Below are 15,825 nucleotides of genomic sequence, written 5' to 3'. Positions count from 1 at the left end.
ATTTCATAAATAAGCTTTTTGATTTGAGATTTACAAATCACGATTTAAGCCTTATCAATAAATTGAGAGGCAAATTGATAGCTATTTTTGCGTCCAATAAAAAAGTGTATATTTGTCAAAAAATTTAGGAGAATTCTATCTAGAATTCTCTATTTTTTTATTTTAGGAGGGTATTATGGAAAAATTGTACGAAGGTAAGGCAAAGGAAGTTTATTTAACAGAAAAGGCTGATGAATATATCATCAGATACAAAGATGATGCAACAGCTGGTAACGGTGAAAAAAAAGCTACAATTGCTGGTAAAGGTGAACTTAACTTAGCAATCACTACAATGATTTTTGAAATGCTTGAAAAAAACGGCATCAAAACTCACTACATCGAAACAATCAACAACACTGATATGAGAGTAAAAAAAGTTACTATCATGCCACTTGAAGTTATCGTTAGAAACATCACTGCAGGTTCTTTTGCAAAAAGATACGGCGTTGAAGAAGGAAGAGTTTTGAATCAACCAACTTTTGAATTGTCATATAAGAATGATGATTTGGGAGATCCATTGATGTGCGAAGACCACGCAATTGCTCTTGGGGTTATCACAAAAGAAGAATACGACTATTTAAGAGAAGAAACTTTGAAAATCAACGAATTACTTAAAGAATTTTTCTTAAAAATCAACTTAAAATTAGTTGACTTCAAAATCGAATTCGGTAAAACTGATGACGGACAAATCTTATTAGCTGACGAAATCAGCCCAGATACTTGCAGATTGTGGGACAAAGACACTAACCAAAAATTGGACAAAGATATTTTCAGAAGAGATTTGGGAGATTTGACAGAAGGCTACAAAGAAGTTCTAAATAGAATGAGAGGCTAGGATGTGTGGAGTTATAGGGATATATTCTAAGTCCGAAGTTAATAAGAAATTATTTTTCGGACTTAACTCCTTACAACACAGAGGACAAGAATCCTGTGGTATCACCGTTAGTAACGGTGAAAACCTACATAGAGAAAAAGGCATGGGACTTGTTATCGATGTGTTTAAGGAAGAAAATTTGAATAATTTAGTTGGTAATGTAGGAATTGGACACGTAAGATATTCGACAGCTGGTGGTTCTCACGATTACAACACTCAACCATTGATGGCTTTTGCCAAAGGAATTGAAATGAGTTTGGCACACAATGGAAATCTTATTAACCACCAAATTTTAAGAACAAGACTTGAAGAAGACGGCGTGATGTTCCAAACAGCGATTGACAGTGAAGTTATTTTGTATTTGATTGCCAGATATTACAAAGGTGACATTGTCGAAGCTATCAAAAAAACAATGAAACTTATCAAAGGTGCTTACGCTGTTGTGTTGTGCTTGAAGGATAAGCTTGTAGCATTTCGTGATCCTTTGGGAATAAGACCTCTTGTTATGGGGAAAAATGACGAAGATGTTGTGTTTGCATCTGAAAATGCAGCAGTAGAAATCGTCGGAGCAACTGAAATTCGTGATGTAAAACCAGGAGAGATAATTGTCGTAGACAAAGAAGGAGCGAATTCTTCGATGTATTCAACAATTGAAGCGCCACGTCATTGCTTCTTTGAATATGTGTACTTCGCAAGAGAAGACGCTACATTGGACGGAACAAACGCGTACAATTTTAGAAGAAGATGCGGAGAATATTTGTCACAAGAATCTCCTTGCGATGTTGATTTGGTAGTTCCAGTTCCAGATTCTGGCATTCCTTCAGCGATAGGATATTCACAAAAAACAGGAATTCCTTACGCACAAGGATTGGTCAAAAATAGATATATGGGAAGAACATTCATCAAACCAACTCAAAAAGAAAGAGAAATGGCTGTTAAATTAAAATTAAATCCTCTAAGACATGTATTAAAAGGAAAGAGAATTGTTTTAATAGATGATTCCATCGTAAGAGGAACTACAAGTGCTAATTTGATTCAAAGAATTAGAGAAGCTGGTGCGACAGAAGTTCACATGAGAATCACTTCGCCACCTGTAAAATTCCCTTGCTATTACGGAATTGATACTCCTTCCAGAAAACATTTGATTGCTGCAAACATGGATATCGAAGCTATCCGTGAAAAAATCGGTGCAGATAGCTTGGCGTTTATTTCAATGGAAGGAATGGTAAAATCCAGCAGCGACAAAATCGACAAATTCTGTAAGGCTTGTTTTGATGGAGATTATCCTGTAGATCCGATAGTTATATAGGTGATTAAATGAATATTGCAGTTTTTATTTCAGGTACTGGTACCAATTTGAAAGCTCTGTTGGATGCAAAAAAAGACAATTATTTCGAAAGCGATATTGTTGTTGTGGTTAGTAACAAAAACGCAGCTGGTCTTGGTTTTGCGAGAGATTTCAACGTGGATACTTTGGTTTCAAAAGATGATGAAGAAATCATCAATTGTTTAAAATCAAAAAACGTAGATTTGATTGTGTTGGCAGGTTTCTTGCCTAAAGTTTCAAAGAGAATTATAAATGAGTTTACAATTGTAAATATCCATCCATCATTGCTTCCAAAATACGGCGGCAAGGGATGTTATGGAATCCACGTTCACGAAAAAGTTTTTGCCAATAAGGAAAAAATTAGCGGTGCAACTGTGCATTTCGTGAATGAAAAATTAGACGATGGAGATATTTTGCTTCAAAGGTCTGTGGATATTTCTGATTGTAAATCGGAAGAAGAGATAGCAAAGAAAGTTTTGAAAATAGAACATGGCATTTTAAAAGATGCTATAAAAAAATTGGAGGAGAGTTCATGCGCGCATTAATTTCACTTACGGATAAGACAAATGTAGGTAAATTAGCAAAAAGTTTACAAGAATTGGGATATGAAATCATATCTACAGGTGGTACTTACAAGGAAATCGAAAAATCTGGGGTAAATGTAATAGACATCTCCAAAGTTACAAATTTCCCTGAAATTTTGCAAGGCAGAGTGAAGACTTTGTCACCATACGTTCACGGTGGAATTTTGTACAAAAGAGATAACGAAGAACACAAGAAAACTGTAGAAGAATTAAACATTCAACCAATCGACATTGTTGTGGTTAATTTGTACGATTTCCAAAACGCATTGAAGACTGGAGACCACGACAACATAGTTGAAAACATCGACATAGGTGGACCAACTTTGATTAGAAGTGCTGCAAAAAACTACAAGGACGTTTTAGTTGTAACAGATCCTTCTGATTACGACGAACTTATCGACAGATTGAAAAGCGACAACGTGGACATAGCTTACAGAGAAAAATTAGCTATGAAGGCTTTTAGTTTGACAGCTTACTACGATTCTGTGATTTCAAGATATTTCCAAGAACAAGTTGGAGAACGTAGTGACTACAGAACTTTTGGTTTCAAAAAAGAAGAAGAACTTAGATACGGTGAAAACTCACATCAAAGTGCCAATCTTTACATAGATCCATTTGTAAATGGCAAATTGACAGATTGTGAAGTCATTCATGGAAAAGCAATGAGCTTTAACAATTACAACGACTTGAATGTTGCAGTGGAATTGGCAGACGAATTGGGCGCAAATTCTTGTGTTGCATTGAAACACCAATCTCCATGTGGCGTTGCAATTGCACACAGCGTTTCAGAAGCTTACCACAAGGCTTACTTGGCAGATTCAACTTCGATTTTCGGTGGAATTATCGCCATCAATGGAGTTGTGGATGAAAAATGTGCCGAAGAAATGAGTCAAATTTTCTTGGAAATTATCGCTGCGAAAGATTTTGACGAAAAAGCGCTTGAAATTTTGACTAAAAAGAAAAACATCAGACTTGTTAAGATAAAATTCGACAACGATTCAGTAAAAGAAGACATTAAGTATTTGAACGGAAAAGTTTTAATCCAAGACAAAGACTTCGGCGTTGACGAATACAATGTAGTTACTGACGAAAAACCTAGTGATGAAGACAAAAAAGATTTGGAATTTGCTATGAAGGTGGTTAAATTCACAAAATCAAACGCAATTGTACTTGCAAAAGATTCACACACTTTGGGAATTGGTGGAGGACAAACATCTAGAATCTGGGCATTGGAAAATATAGCGAACAATCATCCTGACGTTGATTTTTCTGGATGCGTATTGGCATCAGATGCATTCTTCCCATTTTCTGACTGCGTAGAATTTGCACACAAATTAGGGGTAAAAGCTATCATTCAACCAGGTGGAAGCATCAAAGACCAAGATTCAATCGACAAATGCAACGAATACGGAATTAGTATGGTGTTCACAAAAAATAGACATTTCAAACATTAAAATTGGGAGGTTTTATGAAAATTTTAGTTGTAGGTTCAGGTGGCAGAGAGTTTGCACTTGGACGTAAAATAAAATCTTTTGATGAAAATAGACAGATTTTCTTCGCTCCAGGCAATGCTGGAACTGAAGAAATCGGAGAAAACGTGGATATTCAAGCTGACGATTTAGAGGGTCTGCTTGAATTTGCGAAAAAAAATGAAATTGACTTCACAGTTGTTGGTCCTGAAAATCCATTGTGCGACGGGATTTCAGATTTGTTCGAAGAAAATGGTCTTAAAATATTTGGACCTGTAAAAAAAGCTGCTGAATTTGAAAATTCAAAATCATTTACGAAAAAATTCTTGGAAAAATACGACATCAAAACAGCGAAGTATTTGGAAAGCAAAGATTTTGATGAGTCTTATGATTTTGCAAATAAATTGTTGGAAGAAAATGGCAAAGTTGTCGTAAAAAGAGACGGTCTTGCAGCTGGAAAAGGTGTATACATTGTAGATAACGCTGATGATTTGAAGAAAATTTTGCAAGATGTACTAGACAAAGACGACATGGTTGTCATCGAACAATTCCTAGACGGATTTGAGATGAGTTTGTTGTGCTTTACAGATTCTAAGACGATTCTTCCACTTCCAACTGCGAAGGATCACAAGAAAATTTTCGAAAGAGAGACTGGAGCCAACACTGGCGGCATGGGAACTTACGCTCCGAATGTCGAAGCAGAAGTATTTGTAGATAGAATCAAAAATAGCGTATTGGACAAAATTCTCACAGGATTGAAGGAAGAAAACATTGATTTCAGAGGATTGTTGTTCATCGGATTTATGATAACAGACGATGGAATTTACGTTTTGGAATTTAACGCGAGATTTGGAGATCCCGAAACTCAAGTTGTGCTTGAACTTATCGACAATGATTTGTTGGATATAATGATGAAAACAAGCGAAGGAAAATTATCTGATGTCGATTTGAAAATAAATGACAACAAGGCGCTTTGCGTTGTGCTAAGTGCTGGTGGATATCCAGATAGTTATGACAAGGGCGATCAGATTACAATATCTGATATGGACAGCGTTGTTTTCCATGCAGGAACGAAAAAAGTCGACGGCAAAATCGTCACAAACGGCGGCCGTGTGTTAAATATTGTAAATTCTAAGAAGAATTTTGATGATGTTATTAAGGCTTGTTATGAAGATATAGAAAAGGTGGATTTTAAAAACATGTATCACAGAACTGATATTGGTCCTAGAGTTAAAAGAGTTTATGTCAGAAAAAAAGAAGAATACGATTATGAATCTAAGGAAAAGAAAAAGCAAATTGAAAACTTACTTGGAATTGATTTGGATAAATTCGTAATTTACAAGAGATACGATTTGGAAATCAGTGACGATAATTTGGGAAAAATTGTCGACACTGTCCTTAGCGAAAAATCTGTAGACGACGTGTTCTACGGAGAAGATGCGTTGAAATTACAGGCTGATATGAAAAACGCAATTGCTGTTGAATATTTGCCGGGACAATTCGATCAAAGAAAACAAGGTGTGCTTGACACATTGAGTTTGATTTTGGATGAAGATGTCGACTGTAAGACTTCGACAGTTTATGAAATCGAAGGCGCTAACAAAGAAGATTTGGAAAAAATCGAAAAATATTTGGTAAATCCTGTTGACAGTCACAAGGTTAATTTGCTTGGAATTCCAACAACTTTAAAACAAGAAAATCCAAAAAATTTGGAAAACGAAACATATACGAATTTCAGAAATATGAGTGATGATGAGCTTCAAAAATTTGTCGACGATCACTCATTGGCGATGAATGACGAGGATTTGAAGTGCATTAGAGATTATTTCAAATCAGAAGACCGTGATCCAAACGAAACAGAAATCAAAATTTTGGATACTTACTGGTCAGACCACTGTAGACATACAACTTTCAACACTTTCTTGGATATTGAATTCAATGCAAAGACAAAACTCGACGAAGCAATTCACAACAGTTTTGAAGAATATTTGAAAGTTAGAGAAGAATTAAAAATAGAAAAACCAATCAATCTTATGAGTTTCGGAACGATTTTGTCCAAATATATGAGAAGCAAAAACGAATTTGACGATTTGGAAATCTCATCTGAAATCAACGCTTGTTCTGTAAAAATCAAAGTTCGCGTAGAAGTGGACGGAGTTGACGAAACAAGAGATTATTTGTTGATGTTCAAAAACGAAACACACAATCACCCAACAGAAATCGAACCATTCGGTGGCGCAAGTACTTGCTTGGGTGGAGCAATCAGAGACCCACTAAGTGGTAGAGCGTTCGTCTACCAAGCTATGAGAATTACAGGAGCGGGCAATCCTCTTACTTCATTGGAAGACACAATGGATGGCAAGCTTCCACAAATCAAAATCACACAAGAAGCTGCGAAAGGATATTCTTCTTACGGAAACCAAATTGGTTTGGCAACTGGATTTGTAGATGAAATTTATCACGACGGATACGTTGCTAAGAGATTGGAATGCGGAGCTGTAATGGCTGCAGCGCCAATTGAAAATGTAAAGAGAATTGAACCAGAAAAAGGCGACATCGTAATCTTACTTGGCGGCAGAACTGGTCGTGACGGAATTGGTGGAGCGACAGGTTCCTCTAAGAGTCACAAAGTTACAAGTATCAAAACAGAATCTGCACAAGTTCAAAAAGGTAACGCACCTGAAGAAAGAAAAATCCAAAGACTTTTCAGAATTCCTGAACTTGCAAGTTTGATCAAAAAATGTAACGACTTCGGAGCAGGTGGAGTGAGCGTTGCGATTGGTGAACTTCACGACGGAGTGGACATTTATTTGGACAGAGTTCCATTGAAATACAAAGGTCTTAAACCATTTGAAATTGCGATCAGTGAATCACAAGAAAGAATGGCATGTGTAATTGCCAAGAAAGATTTGGAAGAATTTGTAAAATATGCAGACGCAGAAAACATCGAAACGACTGTTGTTGCAGACATCACTGACACTAACAGAATGAGAATGTTCTACGATGAAGATTTGATTGCAGACATCAGCTACGATTTCATCAATACAAATGGTTCAGACAGAAACGCTGAAGTTGAAGTTGTATCAGAAGATGTTCCAGAAATTTTGACAGAACAATGTTCCGATGCGAACAAATTCTACGACAAAGTTAAAGGGCTTAACATCACTTCCGAGAGAGACTTGATAGAAATGTTCGACTCTACAATCGGAAGAAATACAGTTATCAACCCAATGGGTGGTAAATTGCAATTGAATCCATCTCAAGCAATGGTTGCAAAGATTCCAACAATGGATGGAATTATGAAAACTGTATCCATGATGAGCTACGGATTTGACGCTGATTTGTCCGAACAATCTCAATACTTGGGAGGATACTATGCAGTTGTAGAATCAATCAGTAAATTAATCGCTTTAGGTTCTGACAAAAACTTAATCAGATTGACATTCCAAGAATACTACGAAAAAATGCTAGACAAAAAAATCTGGTCCAAACCATTGAAGGCACTACTTGGAGCATTCACTGTTTCCAAACATTTCAAAGCAATGCCAATCGGTGGAAAAGACAGTATGAGTGGAAACTTCGAAGATATTAAAGTACCACCAACTATGATTTCATTTGCAGTGACTCACGAAGATGTGGATAACATCATTACAAATGATTTGAAAGGCAAGGGCAAAATCGGACTTGTGAGAACTCCTTACGAAGAAGACGGAACATTGAACCTTGAAAAATTGGAAGAAAATTTCGATTTTATCACAGAACAAATCAGAAACAAAAATATTATTTCTGCGATTGCCTTGGACAAAAAAGGCTTGTTATCAAATATATTCGAACAATCTGTAGGAAACACTGGATTTAATATCAAATTCGATAATTTGTACAACCCAATGTACGGAAGTTTCGTAGTTGAATACATTGAGGACGACGAAAACATCGAACACATTGGTGATTTTGCAGATGAAATTATCGTAAATGATGTTAAATTAGATCCAGAAAAATTATTAGAAGGCTACACTCAAGTTTTAAATAAAGTATTCACACCAAAAGAAAAAATCGAATACAAACAAATTGAAAACAAAAAAATCGAACAACGTAGAATGAAATCCAAGAAACCAACTGATGCACCTCACGTTGTAATCTTGGCAGCTCCAGGAACAAACTGTGAATGGGATACATTGAACGCATTTAAAGAAAATGGAGCAGATGGAGAAATTGTTCTATTCAAAAACAGAAACCAAGAAGATATATTGAATTCTATCGATGTTTTGGCAGAAAAAATCAGAAAAGCGCAAATATTTGCCATTCCTGGAGGATTTTCACTAGGAGATGAACCAGACGGGTCAGCTAAGTTCTTGGCAAATATCCTAAGAAATGAGAAAATAAGTAGTGCGATAGATTATTTGTTGAACGAAAACGACGGATTGGTAATTGGAATTTGTAACGGATTCCAAGCTTTGGTGAAGACTGGACTTCTTCCTTATGGCAAAGTTACATCACCAGAAGAAGACGATCCAAACTTGACATTCAACACTAACAGAAGACACATTGCGACATTTGTAGACACATTGTGCTTGACTAACAACAGTCCTTGGACAAATGGAATCGACTTGAACAAGACATACAGAATGCCGATTTCACACGGCGAAGGAAGATTTGTAATCAAAGAAGACAAACTACAAGAACTTTTGGATAATGAACAAGTTTTCTCAGCTTACAAAATCTCTCCAAACGGATCGGACTACAATATCGAAGGAATTTTGTCCAGAGATGGTAAGATTTTGGGAAGAATGTGTCACACTGAAAGAATCGCAGACGATTTGTACAAAAATATTTACGACATCGACAAGCAAAATATTTTTAGAAATGCAGTAGAATACTTCAAGGAGAAATAATGAACAACGATATTTACCAAAGTCCATTAAATACGAGATACGCAAGTCACGAAATGAGCCACAATTTTAGTTCACAAGTTAAGTTTGAAACTTTCAGAAAATTGTGGTTGGCATTGGCAAAATCCGAAAAAGAATTGGGACTTAATATTACAGACGAACAAATAGAAGAATTGCAATCACACATTTCAGACATTGACTTTGATAAGGCTGCTGAATACGAAAAAGTTCTTCGCCACGATGTAATGGCTCACGTGAAAACATACGGAGAAGTGTGTCCAAACGCAGCTGGAATTATCCACTTGGGAGCTACAAGCTGCTATGTAACTGACAACACTGACATTATCGTGATGAGAAACGCACTTGAAATCGTAGAGAAAAAATTAGCGATTTTGATTAAACACTTGTCTGATTTTGCGATTAAATACAAAGATTTGCCAACACTTGGCTACACTCACTACCAACCAGCACAATTGGTGACTGTTGGAAAACGTGCAACGTTGTGGATTCAAGATTTCCTTATGGATTTGGAAGAAGTCATTTACAGAAAAGAAAACTTGAAATTGAGAGGAGTAAAGGGAACGACTGGAACTCAAGCATCATTTTTGAAACTTTTCGATAATGACCATGACAAAGTCAAAGAATTGGAAAAGAAAATCGTAAAAGAAATGGGATTTGACAGCGCAGTTAGCGTGAGTGGACAAACATATACAAGAAAAATCGACTACCACGTTCTTCAAGTTCTATCTTCAATTGCACAATCAGCTCACAAAATGACAAACGACATCAGACTTTTGCAAAACAGAAAAGAATTGGAAGAACCATTTGAAAAGACACAAATCGGTTCATCAGCAATGGCTTACAAGAGAAATCCAATGAGATGTGAAAGAATTTCATCGCTTTCAAAATATGTGATGAGTTTGGTTCAAAACCCACAATTTGTGGCTAGTACTCAATGGCTTGAAAGAACATTGGACGACTCTGCAAATAAGAGAATGAGCGTTCCAGAAAGCTTCATGGCTGTGGATAGTATTTTGGAAATTGCAATCAACGTTACAGATGGACTTGTTGTTTACGAAAACCAAATCAAAGCTCACGTTAATGAAGAATTACCATTTATGGCGACTGAAAACATATTGATGGAAGCTGTAAAACGTGGCGGCGACAGACAAGAACTTCACGAAAAAATCAGAGAATATTCTATGGTTGCAGGTAGAAGAGTAAAAGAAGAAGGGCTAGACAACAATTTATTAGAATTATTGGAAAAAGACGAAGCTTTTAACTTAAACAAAGACGATTTGAATTCGCTTTTAGACGGCAAGCTTTACATTGGAAGATGCCCAGAACAAGTGGTTGAATTCATCGAAGAAGACGTCAAACCAGTTATTTCAAAATACGACACAGAATACTCTGTTGATTTGAAAGTTTAATATTAATTGAAATGCACATGGCAAAGCTGTGTGCATTTTTTAGTTGATAATATTAAATTTATACGATACAATGAATTCAAATATAATTAGTAGGTGAAATATGGAAAAATTCAAGAAAATATTTTTGATAGTTCTTTTGGTTGCGTTAACTGTGGGACTAATGGTATTCGTTCCTTATGATTCAATCAGAAATTTGGTACAAAAATCTGGTCCATGGGGAGCGGTTGTGTATATTTTATTGTTCACGATACTTCCGATAGGATTCTTCCCAGTTCCAGCGTTGGCGTTAATCGGTGGAGTGAGCTTCGGGCTTGTTAAAGGAAGCATTTATACAGTTATAGGTGCAGCTATGAACTGCTTGTTGATGTTCGAACTTTCAAGAAGAATCGGACACGATTATGTAGTTAAGATGATTAATGAAAAGTTCTCTGAAAAAAACAGAGACAGAATACTAAACGCGCCAGATTCAAAATTGTTCACGCTTTTGTTTATTTGCAGATTGATTCCACTTATTCCATACAATCTTATCAATTACGGATTCGGTTTGACGAACATCAGCCTGTCCAAATACATGTTCGCATCAGTTCTTGGAATAATTCCTGGAACACTTGTGTATTTGAATTTGGGAGATAAAGTGTTGAATGTAGGCTCCAAGGAATTCTACCAAGCGATTATTTTGGTAGTAGGACTTACTGTAGTGAGCTTGATATTTGCGAAAATAATCGACAAAAAAGACAAGGAAAAACAAAAAGATTTGAAGTAATAAAATAATTAGGGAGTAGTAGTTAAAACTCTTAAAAAAGTAAAGTGAGTAAGTCCTAAAATATATCAAAGTAGAACTCACTTCGTCTCGCTTACAAAAATTTGAAAATTCTAATCTCGAAATTCTAAAATTCAAAACTCGCTTACGCTCAAACAGTTGAATTTTCACGAATTTCTCAATTGAATTTTATAAAATTTTTTCCAGAGGACTCGTTCATTTTACTTTGATATAAAAACAAACACAATAAAACCGCAATGCTTACAGTATAAGCTATTGCGGTTATTTTTATGAATCAAAAATTCTCTTCCAAGTATTTTTTTGTAAATTTTACGAAATCTATAACGGGCTCTGAGAGTAAAGAGTTAGAACGATATACCAGATAAAAGTGACGTACCGATTCGAAATCATCGATTTTGAAGGAAATCAATTGATTATTTGCAACTTCTTCTTCTACTGAAAGTTTGCTCATAATCGATATTCCCATTCCACTTCGAATGCATTGCTTCAAAGTTTCTGTGCTATTTGCTGTTCCAATCAAATTCAGTGAATTCTTGCTGATTCCTAAAGCGTCTATCATTTTCATGGATTCCTTTAATGTTCCAGAACCTTGTTCACGAAAAATTATTGGTTCCTTTAAAATAGAACTTATCTTGACATTGTTTTTCTTCAATGCATTATAATAATCGTTATATGGTGTGACTACTACTAGCTTATCGCTTAGAACTTTTTCAAAGGTAAGTTCTTTATCCATTGTAGTCATGCCTACAATTCCAATATTGATAGAACCATTTATAACTCCGTCAATCGTAGTTAAACTATCTGATTGAATTATATTCACCAAAGTTTTGATGTGAGATTTGTGATATTTTGTTAAAAGAGAAGGCAGAATATATGTTGCAGGAACAGAACTTGCACCGATGTTAAAAGTAGTTAGGCTTTTTTTTGAAAAAGAATCCTGCATGCTTTCCATAATCCTCGAAATAGCCTTAGCGTAGTTGTAGAATTCTCTTCCCTCAGGAGTAAGCTCTAACTTTTTAGTAGTTCTTTTTAATAATTCTGCATTAAGTTCATTTTCAATTTGCTTGATGTGGGTGCTTATCGTGGGCTGTGTAAGATAAAGCCTTTTAGCAGCTTCAGAAAAACTATCCCATTCCACAACAGTTATGAACGTTTCTAATTGTTTTAAATCCATAATATCTCTCTCTTCGTGGTATTTAATATATATATTTTATCATATACCTTTTATTTTACAAAATACGCAAATACTTTATAGTAATATACCCAATTGTAAATAAATTTAACAAATACATATTTACTTATAGGAAAAATCTATAAATAAAACACAATCAAAAAACGCCTTATATTCAATATTTGTACGATATTTTTTAGAATATAAATGATAAAAATTTGCAAAAAGCTTTTAAAACAGCGTGATTTATAGAAAATTTCAATTAATCATATAACTGATTGTATGTTAGAATTATCTAGGTGTTAGAAATATCACTAATGTACTTATTAAAACATATTAAGATGTAGGAGGATTACATGAAAAAGGGATTTAAAATACTCTTATTAGCTATTTGTTTATCAGTGTTATTCACAGGATGTGTGAAAAATGGTGAAAATAAAACAGAAAATAAGAAAACAGAAGAAAAAGCCAGTAAAGAAGAAATAAAAACAACTGGCAAGATTGAAGATGAACCAATGTATGGAAAGGAAATTCTTATCGGATACAACGGTGGTTTGTGCACAGGAACTCCTGGAATCGCTGCTGTAAACAAAGAATTTGAAAAAGAAGGATTGAAAGTTAAAGTTATCAACGTTCAATCAGGACTTGATGCTGTTGGAACTAACAAGGTTCAAGTTTTCTCTGACCACTTGGCAACAGTATTGGTACCATCAATTAACGGAATCAACGTTCAATTAGTAGCTGGTGCACAAACTGGTTGTAAATCATTATACGTACTTAACGACGACAAAATCAACAAAACAAGTGATTTGTTAGGAAAGACAATCGCAGTTCCAGACGGAATTGGTAACTCTGACCACAACATCGCTCTAAGATTTTTGGAACACGACAAAGTTGATGCAAAACAAATCAAATTCAAACCAGTTGAAACATCTGCAGTTATCCAAGCTTTAGAAAAAGGAGAAATCCAAGCAACTCTATTGAGTGACCAATTTGCAGAAAAATTTGTAAACGAAGGCAAAATCAAATCTATCAGATCACTTACAACTGATCCAGATTTCCAAAAAGAACCATGTTGTGTACACGTACTTAACGCTGACTTCATCAGAGACAACCCACAAACAGCTAAAAAAGTTGTTACAGCAATTATGAGAACTAAACATTGGGTTGAAGACAACAAAGAAGAAGCAACTAAAGTTTTATTCGACAATCACTGGGCAAGTGGAGACTTCGACCAAGCTTTGAGAATGATGAAAACTTATGATTTCAAAATTTCACAAAAAGATACTGAAGCTGCAATCAGAAGCACAATTGACGATTACAAAAAATTCGGACTTGTTTCAAATGAAAAATCAACTGACGATTTAATGAAGAAATTCTGGAATCCAGTTGGTGTTGATGAATCAGTAGTAAAATAAAAAATATAGTAAGGTTTTTGCGGATTATTAAGTTAGTCCGCAAAAATTTTTGAATTATAGAAAGGGGTTAAAATGGAAAACGAAAAGCTAGATGAGCTAACTAGAGAGAGGCTTATTGAGTTAGAATCCAGACCTAAAACAAAAGCTCAAAAAATATTAGATGTCGTAAAACTAATTTTCCCAATAATCATGGGGGGTATTTGTGTTTTTGAATATGTGCTATATCCAAATTTAAAGCCAGATGCCACACAAACAAACACTTACGTGGTTTTCATATGGGCATTAGTTGCACTTTACGGTGTGTTTTTTATAGCGTCATTCTTCAAAAAAAGCATCAGAGCAAAATTAGTTTACAAAGCGCCTTTTTATGCTTTTGTATTTTTCTTGTTGACATTGTACGATTTTTTGACATTGAAAACAGGAATACTAACACTACCATATTTTCCATGGGTAGATAAGATTTTGAATTCGATAATTGCTGATAAAGCTTTATTGATAAAATCTGTAAAAAGTTCATTGAAACTACTTTTCTCAGGATATTTTATCGGTGCAATACTAGGGCTAATCACAGGGATTTTGTGCGGATATTCTAAGAAAGTAAATTATTGGATATCTCCATTCATGAAACTTTTAGGACCAATCCCTACAACAACTTGGTTGCCATTGGTTATGGTTTTGGCTACAAGTTTGTTCTACGGATCAGTATTCATCATTGCTTTGGGTGTGTGGTATGCAGTTACAATCTCCACAATTACAGGGATTTTGAACGTAGACAAATCAAACTACGAAGCTGCAAAAACACTTGGAGCAACAGGCAATCAATTGATTACTAAAATCGCTATTCCATCTGCAATGCCAAATATTTTCGGCGGACTTACAATCGGAATGAGCTCTGCTTGTACTGCTCTTTTAATCGCAGAAATGCTTGGTGTGGAATCGGGACTTGGATGGTATATCACATGGAAGAAATCATGGGCAGAATATGCTAGTATGTATGGTGCAATTATCATAATATGTCTTACATTTATAGCGGTTAATTTTGTTTTATCGTTAATTAAGAAGAGAGTCCTTAAATGGCAAGAAGGGATGGAATAATGAATAATTTGATTTTTGAAAATGTATCTAAAAGCTTTTTGAGAACTGATTCAGACGGATTAACTCATGCCCTTACTGATATCAACATGACAATCGAAGATGGAGAATTCGTGTGCATCGTAGGACCATCAGGCTGCGGTAAATCCACTCTTTTAAGATTAATTGCAGGACTTATCGTTCCAACTACAGGCTCCATTACTTTAGGCGGCAAAAAAGTTGAAGGAACAGACAGCGACAGGGGAATGGTCTTCCAAAAACCTACATTATTTCCTTGGCTAACTGTTGGAGAAAATGTAGGATTCTCAGCTAATTTGAAAAAACAAAACAACGAAAAGGAAGTTGACAGACTTCTTGAAAAAGTTGGACTAATGGAATTTAAGAACTCCTATCCTCACCAATTATCAGGTGGTATGGCTCAAAGAGTATCACTTATTAGAACAATGATTAACAAACCAAACGTGTTTTTGTTGGACGAACCATTGGGAGCGTTGGATGCATTTACTAGAATGAATATGCAAGACGAACTCATTAAATTGTGGCAAGAAAACAAACACATAATGATAATGGTAACACACGATGTTGATGAAGCTATTTACTTATCCAACAAAGTTGTTATAATGGGACCAAGACCAGGTAGAATAAAGAAAATATTGGAAATCAATTTGGATTATCCAAGAAATAGAACTAGCAAAGAGTTCACAGATTACAGAAATGAAATCTTAGAAACATTAAATATTTAAGAGGGAAA

Annotated in this window: 11 protein-coding genes; 10 read left to right on the top strand and 1 reads right to left on the bottom strand. The window is 35.2% G+C overall.

From position 1 onward, the window contains the following. The first annotated feature begins 175 nt into the window (after positions 1 to 175). The 7 genes from purC to B9N53_RS07105 all read left to right on the top strand — a co-directional run bounded on the left by purC (position 176) and on the right by B9N53_RS07105 (position 11,375). Positions 176 to 874 (top strand): phosphoribosylaminoimidazolesuccinocarboxamide synthase, encoded by a 699-nt coding sequence (purC, locus tag B9N53_RS07135; RefSeq protein WP_094204316.1) that lies wholly within the window; start codon positions 176 to 178, stop codon positions 872 to 874. A gap of 1 nt (position 875) precedes the next feature. Further along, positions 876 to 2,222, top strand: coding sequence for an amidophosphoribosyltransferase (purF, locus tag B9N53_RS07130; protein ID WP_094204315.1), 1,347 nt, complete (start codon positions 876 to 878; stop codon positions 2,220 to 2,222). An 8-nt stretch (positions 2,223 to 2,230) separates the two neighbouring features. After that, positions 2,231 to 2,785, top strand: a complete 555-nt coding sequence (locus B9N53_RS07125) for a phosphoribosylglycinamide formyltransferase (protein WP_094204314.1) — start codon at positions 2,231 to 2,233, stop codon at positions 2,783 to 2,785. Further along, positions 2,773 to 4,278, top strand: a complete 1,506-nt coding sequence (purH, locus tag B9N53_RS07120; protein ID WP_094204313.1) for a bifunctional phosphoribosylaminoimidazolecarboxamide formyltransferase/IMP cyclohydrolase — start codon at positions 2,773 to 2,775, stop codon at positions 4,276 to 4,278. Before B9N53_RS07125 ends, purH begins: the two co-directional genes overlap by 13 nt. Positions 4,279 to 4,292: 14 nt before the next feature. Beyond that, positions 4,293 to 9,185, top strand: a complete 4,893-nt coding sequence (locus tag B9N53_RS07115) for a phosphoribosylformylglycinamidine synthase (protein WP_094204312.1) — start codon at positions 4,293 to 4,295, stop codon at positions 9,183 to 9,185. Further along, positions 9,185 to 10,612: an adenylosuccinate lyase gene (gene purB, locus B9N53_RS07110; RefSeq protein WP_094204311.1), complete on the top strand. Its 1,428-nt coding sequence runs from the start codon at positions 9,185 to 9,187 to the stop codon at positions 10,610 to 10,612. Before B9N53_RS07115 ends, purB begins: the two co-directional genes overlap by 1 nt. 100 nt (positions 10,613 to 10,712) lie before the next feature. Then, complete coding sequence (locus tag B9N53_RS07105) at positions 10,713 to 11,375, top strand: TVP38/TMEM64 family protein (protein WP_094204310.1); 663 nt, start codon at positions 10,713 to 10,715, stop codon at positions 11,373 to 11,375. A gap of 292 nt (positions 11,376 to 11,667) precedes the next feature. Here B9N53_RS07105 and B9N53_RS07100 read toward each other — a convergent pair whose 3' ends face one another. Then, positions 11,668 to 12,567 (bottom strand): selenium metabolism-associated LysR family transcriptional regulator, encoded by a 900-nt coding sequence (locus B9N53_RS07100; RefSeq protein WP_094204309.1) that lies wholly within the window; start codon positions 12,565 to 12,567, stop codon positions 11,668 to 11,670. A gap of 353 nt (positions 12,568 to 12,920) precedes the next feature. On the opposite strand from B9N53_RS07100, the gene B9N53_RS07095 reads away from it, so the two are divergent. The 3 genes from B9N53_RS07095 to B9N53_RS07085 all read left to right on the top strand — a co-directional run bounded on the left by B9N53_RS07095 (position 12,921) and on the right by B9N53_RS07085 (position 15,817). Then, positions 12,921 to 13,982 carry an ABC transporter substrate-binding protein gene (locus B9N53_RS07095; protein ID WP_094204308.1) on the top strand — a complete coding sequence of 354 codons (1,062 nt, stop codon included), beginning with the start codon at positions 12,921 to 12,923 and terminating at the stop codon, positions 13,980 to 13,982. A gap of 72 nt (positions 13,983 to 14,054) precedes the next feature. Then, entirely contained in the window at positions 14,055 to 15,077 is a 1,023-nt protein-coding gene (locus B9N53_RS07090) for an ABC transporter permease (RefSeq protein WP_192867308.1), read from the top strand. Continuing rightward, entirely contained in the window at positions 15,056 to 15,817 is a 762-nt protein-coding gene (locus tag B9N53_RS07085; RefSeq protein WP_242432441.1) for an ABC transporter ATP-binding protein, read from the top strand. The genes B9N53_RS07090 and B9N53_RS07085 overlap by 22 nt, the downstream gene beginning before the upstream one ends. Positions 15,818 to 15,825: the final 8 nt, after the last annotated feature.

Source organism: Finegoldia magna (assembly GCF_002243175.1).
Taxonomy (GTDB): Bacteria; Bacillota; Clostridia; order Tissierellales; family Peptoniphilaceae; genus Finegoldia; species Finegoldia magna_J.
This window is presented reverse-complemented; position numbering and strand designations above follow the sequence as displayed.

Excerpts from the sequence above, each read along its gene's own strand:
- purC (WP_094204316.1), top strand. The coding sequence starts at position 176 with ATGGAAAAATTGTACGAAGGTAAGGCAAAGGAAGTTTATTTAACAGAA.
- purF (WP_094204315.1), top strand. The coding sequence starts at position 876 with ATGTGTGGAGTTATAGGGATATATTCTAAGTCCGAAGTTAATAAGAAA.
- B9N53_RS07125 (WP_094204314.1), top strand. The coding sequence starts at position 2,231 with ATGAATATTGCAGTTTTTATTTCAGGTACTGGTACCAATTTGAAAGCT.
- purH (WP_094204313.1), top strand. The coding sequence starts at position 2,773 with ATGCGCGCATTAATTTCACTTACGGATAAGACAAATGTAGGTAAATTA.
- B9N53_RS07115 (WP_094204312.1), top strand. The coding sequence starts at position 4,293 with ATGAAAATTTTAGTTGTAGGTTCAGGTGGCAGAGAGTTTGCACTTGGA.
- purB (WP_094204311.1), top strand. The coding sequence starts at position 9,185 with ATGAACAACGATATTTACCAAAGTCCATTAAATACGAGATACGCAAGT.
- B9N53_RS07105 (WP_094204310.1), top strand. The coding sequence starts at position 10,713 with ATGGAAAAATTCAAGAAAATATTTTTGATAGTTCTTTTGGTTGCGTTA.
- B9N53_RS07100 (WP_094204309.1), bottom strand. The coding sequence starts at position 12,567 with ATGGATTTAAAACAATTAGAAACGTTCATAACTGTTGTGGAATGGGAT.
- B9N53_RS07095 (WP_094204308.1), top strand. The coding sequence starts at position 12,921 with ATGAAAAAGGGATTTAAAATACTCTTATTAGCTATTTGTTTATCAGTG.
- B9N53_RS07090 (WP_192867308.1), top strand. The coding sequence starts at position 14,055 with ATGGAAAACGAAAAGCTAGATGAGCTAACTAGAGAGAGGCTTATTGAG.
- B9N53_RS07085 (WP_242432441.1), top strand. The coding sequence starts at position 15,056 with ATGGCAAGAAGGGATGGAATAATGAATAATTTGATTTTTGAAAATGTA.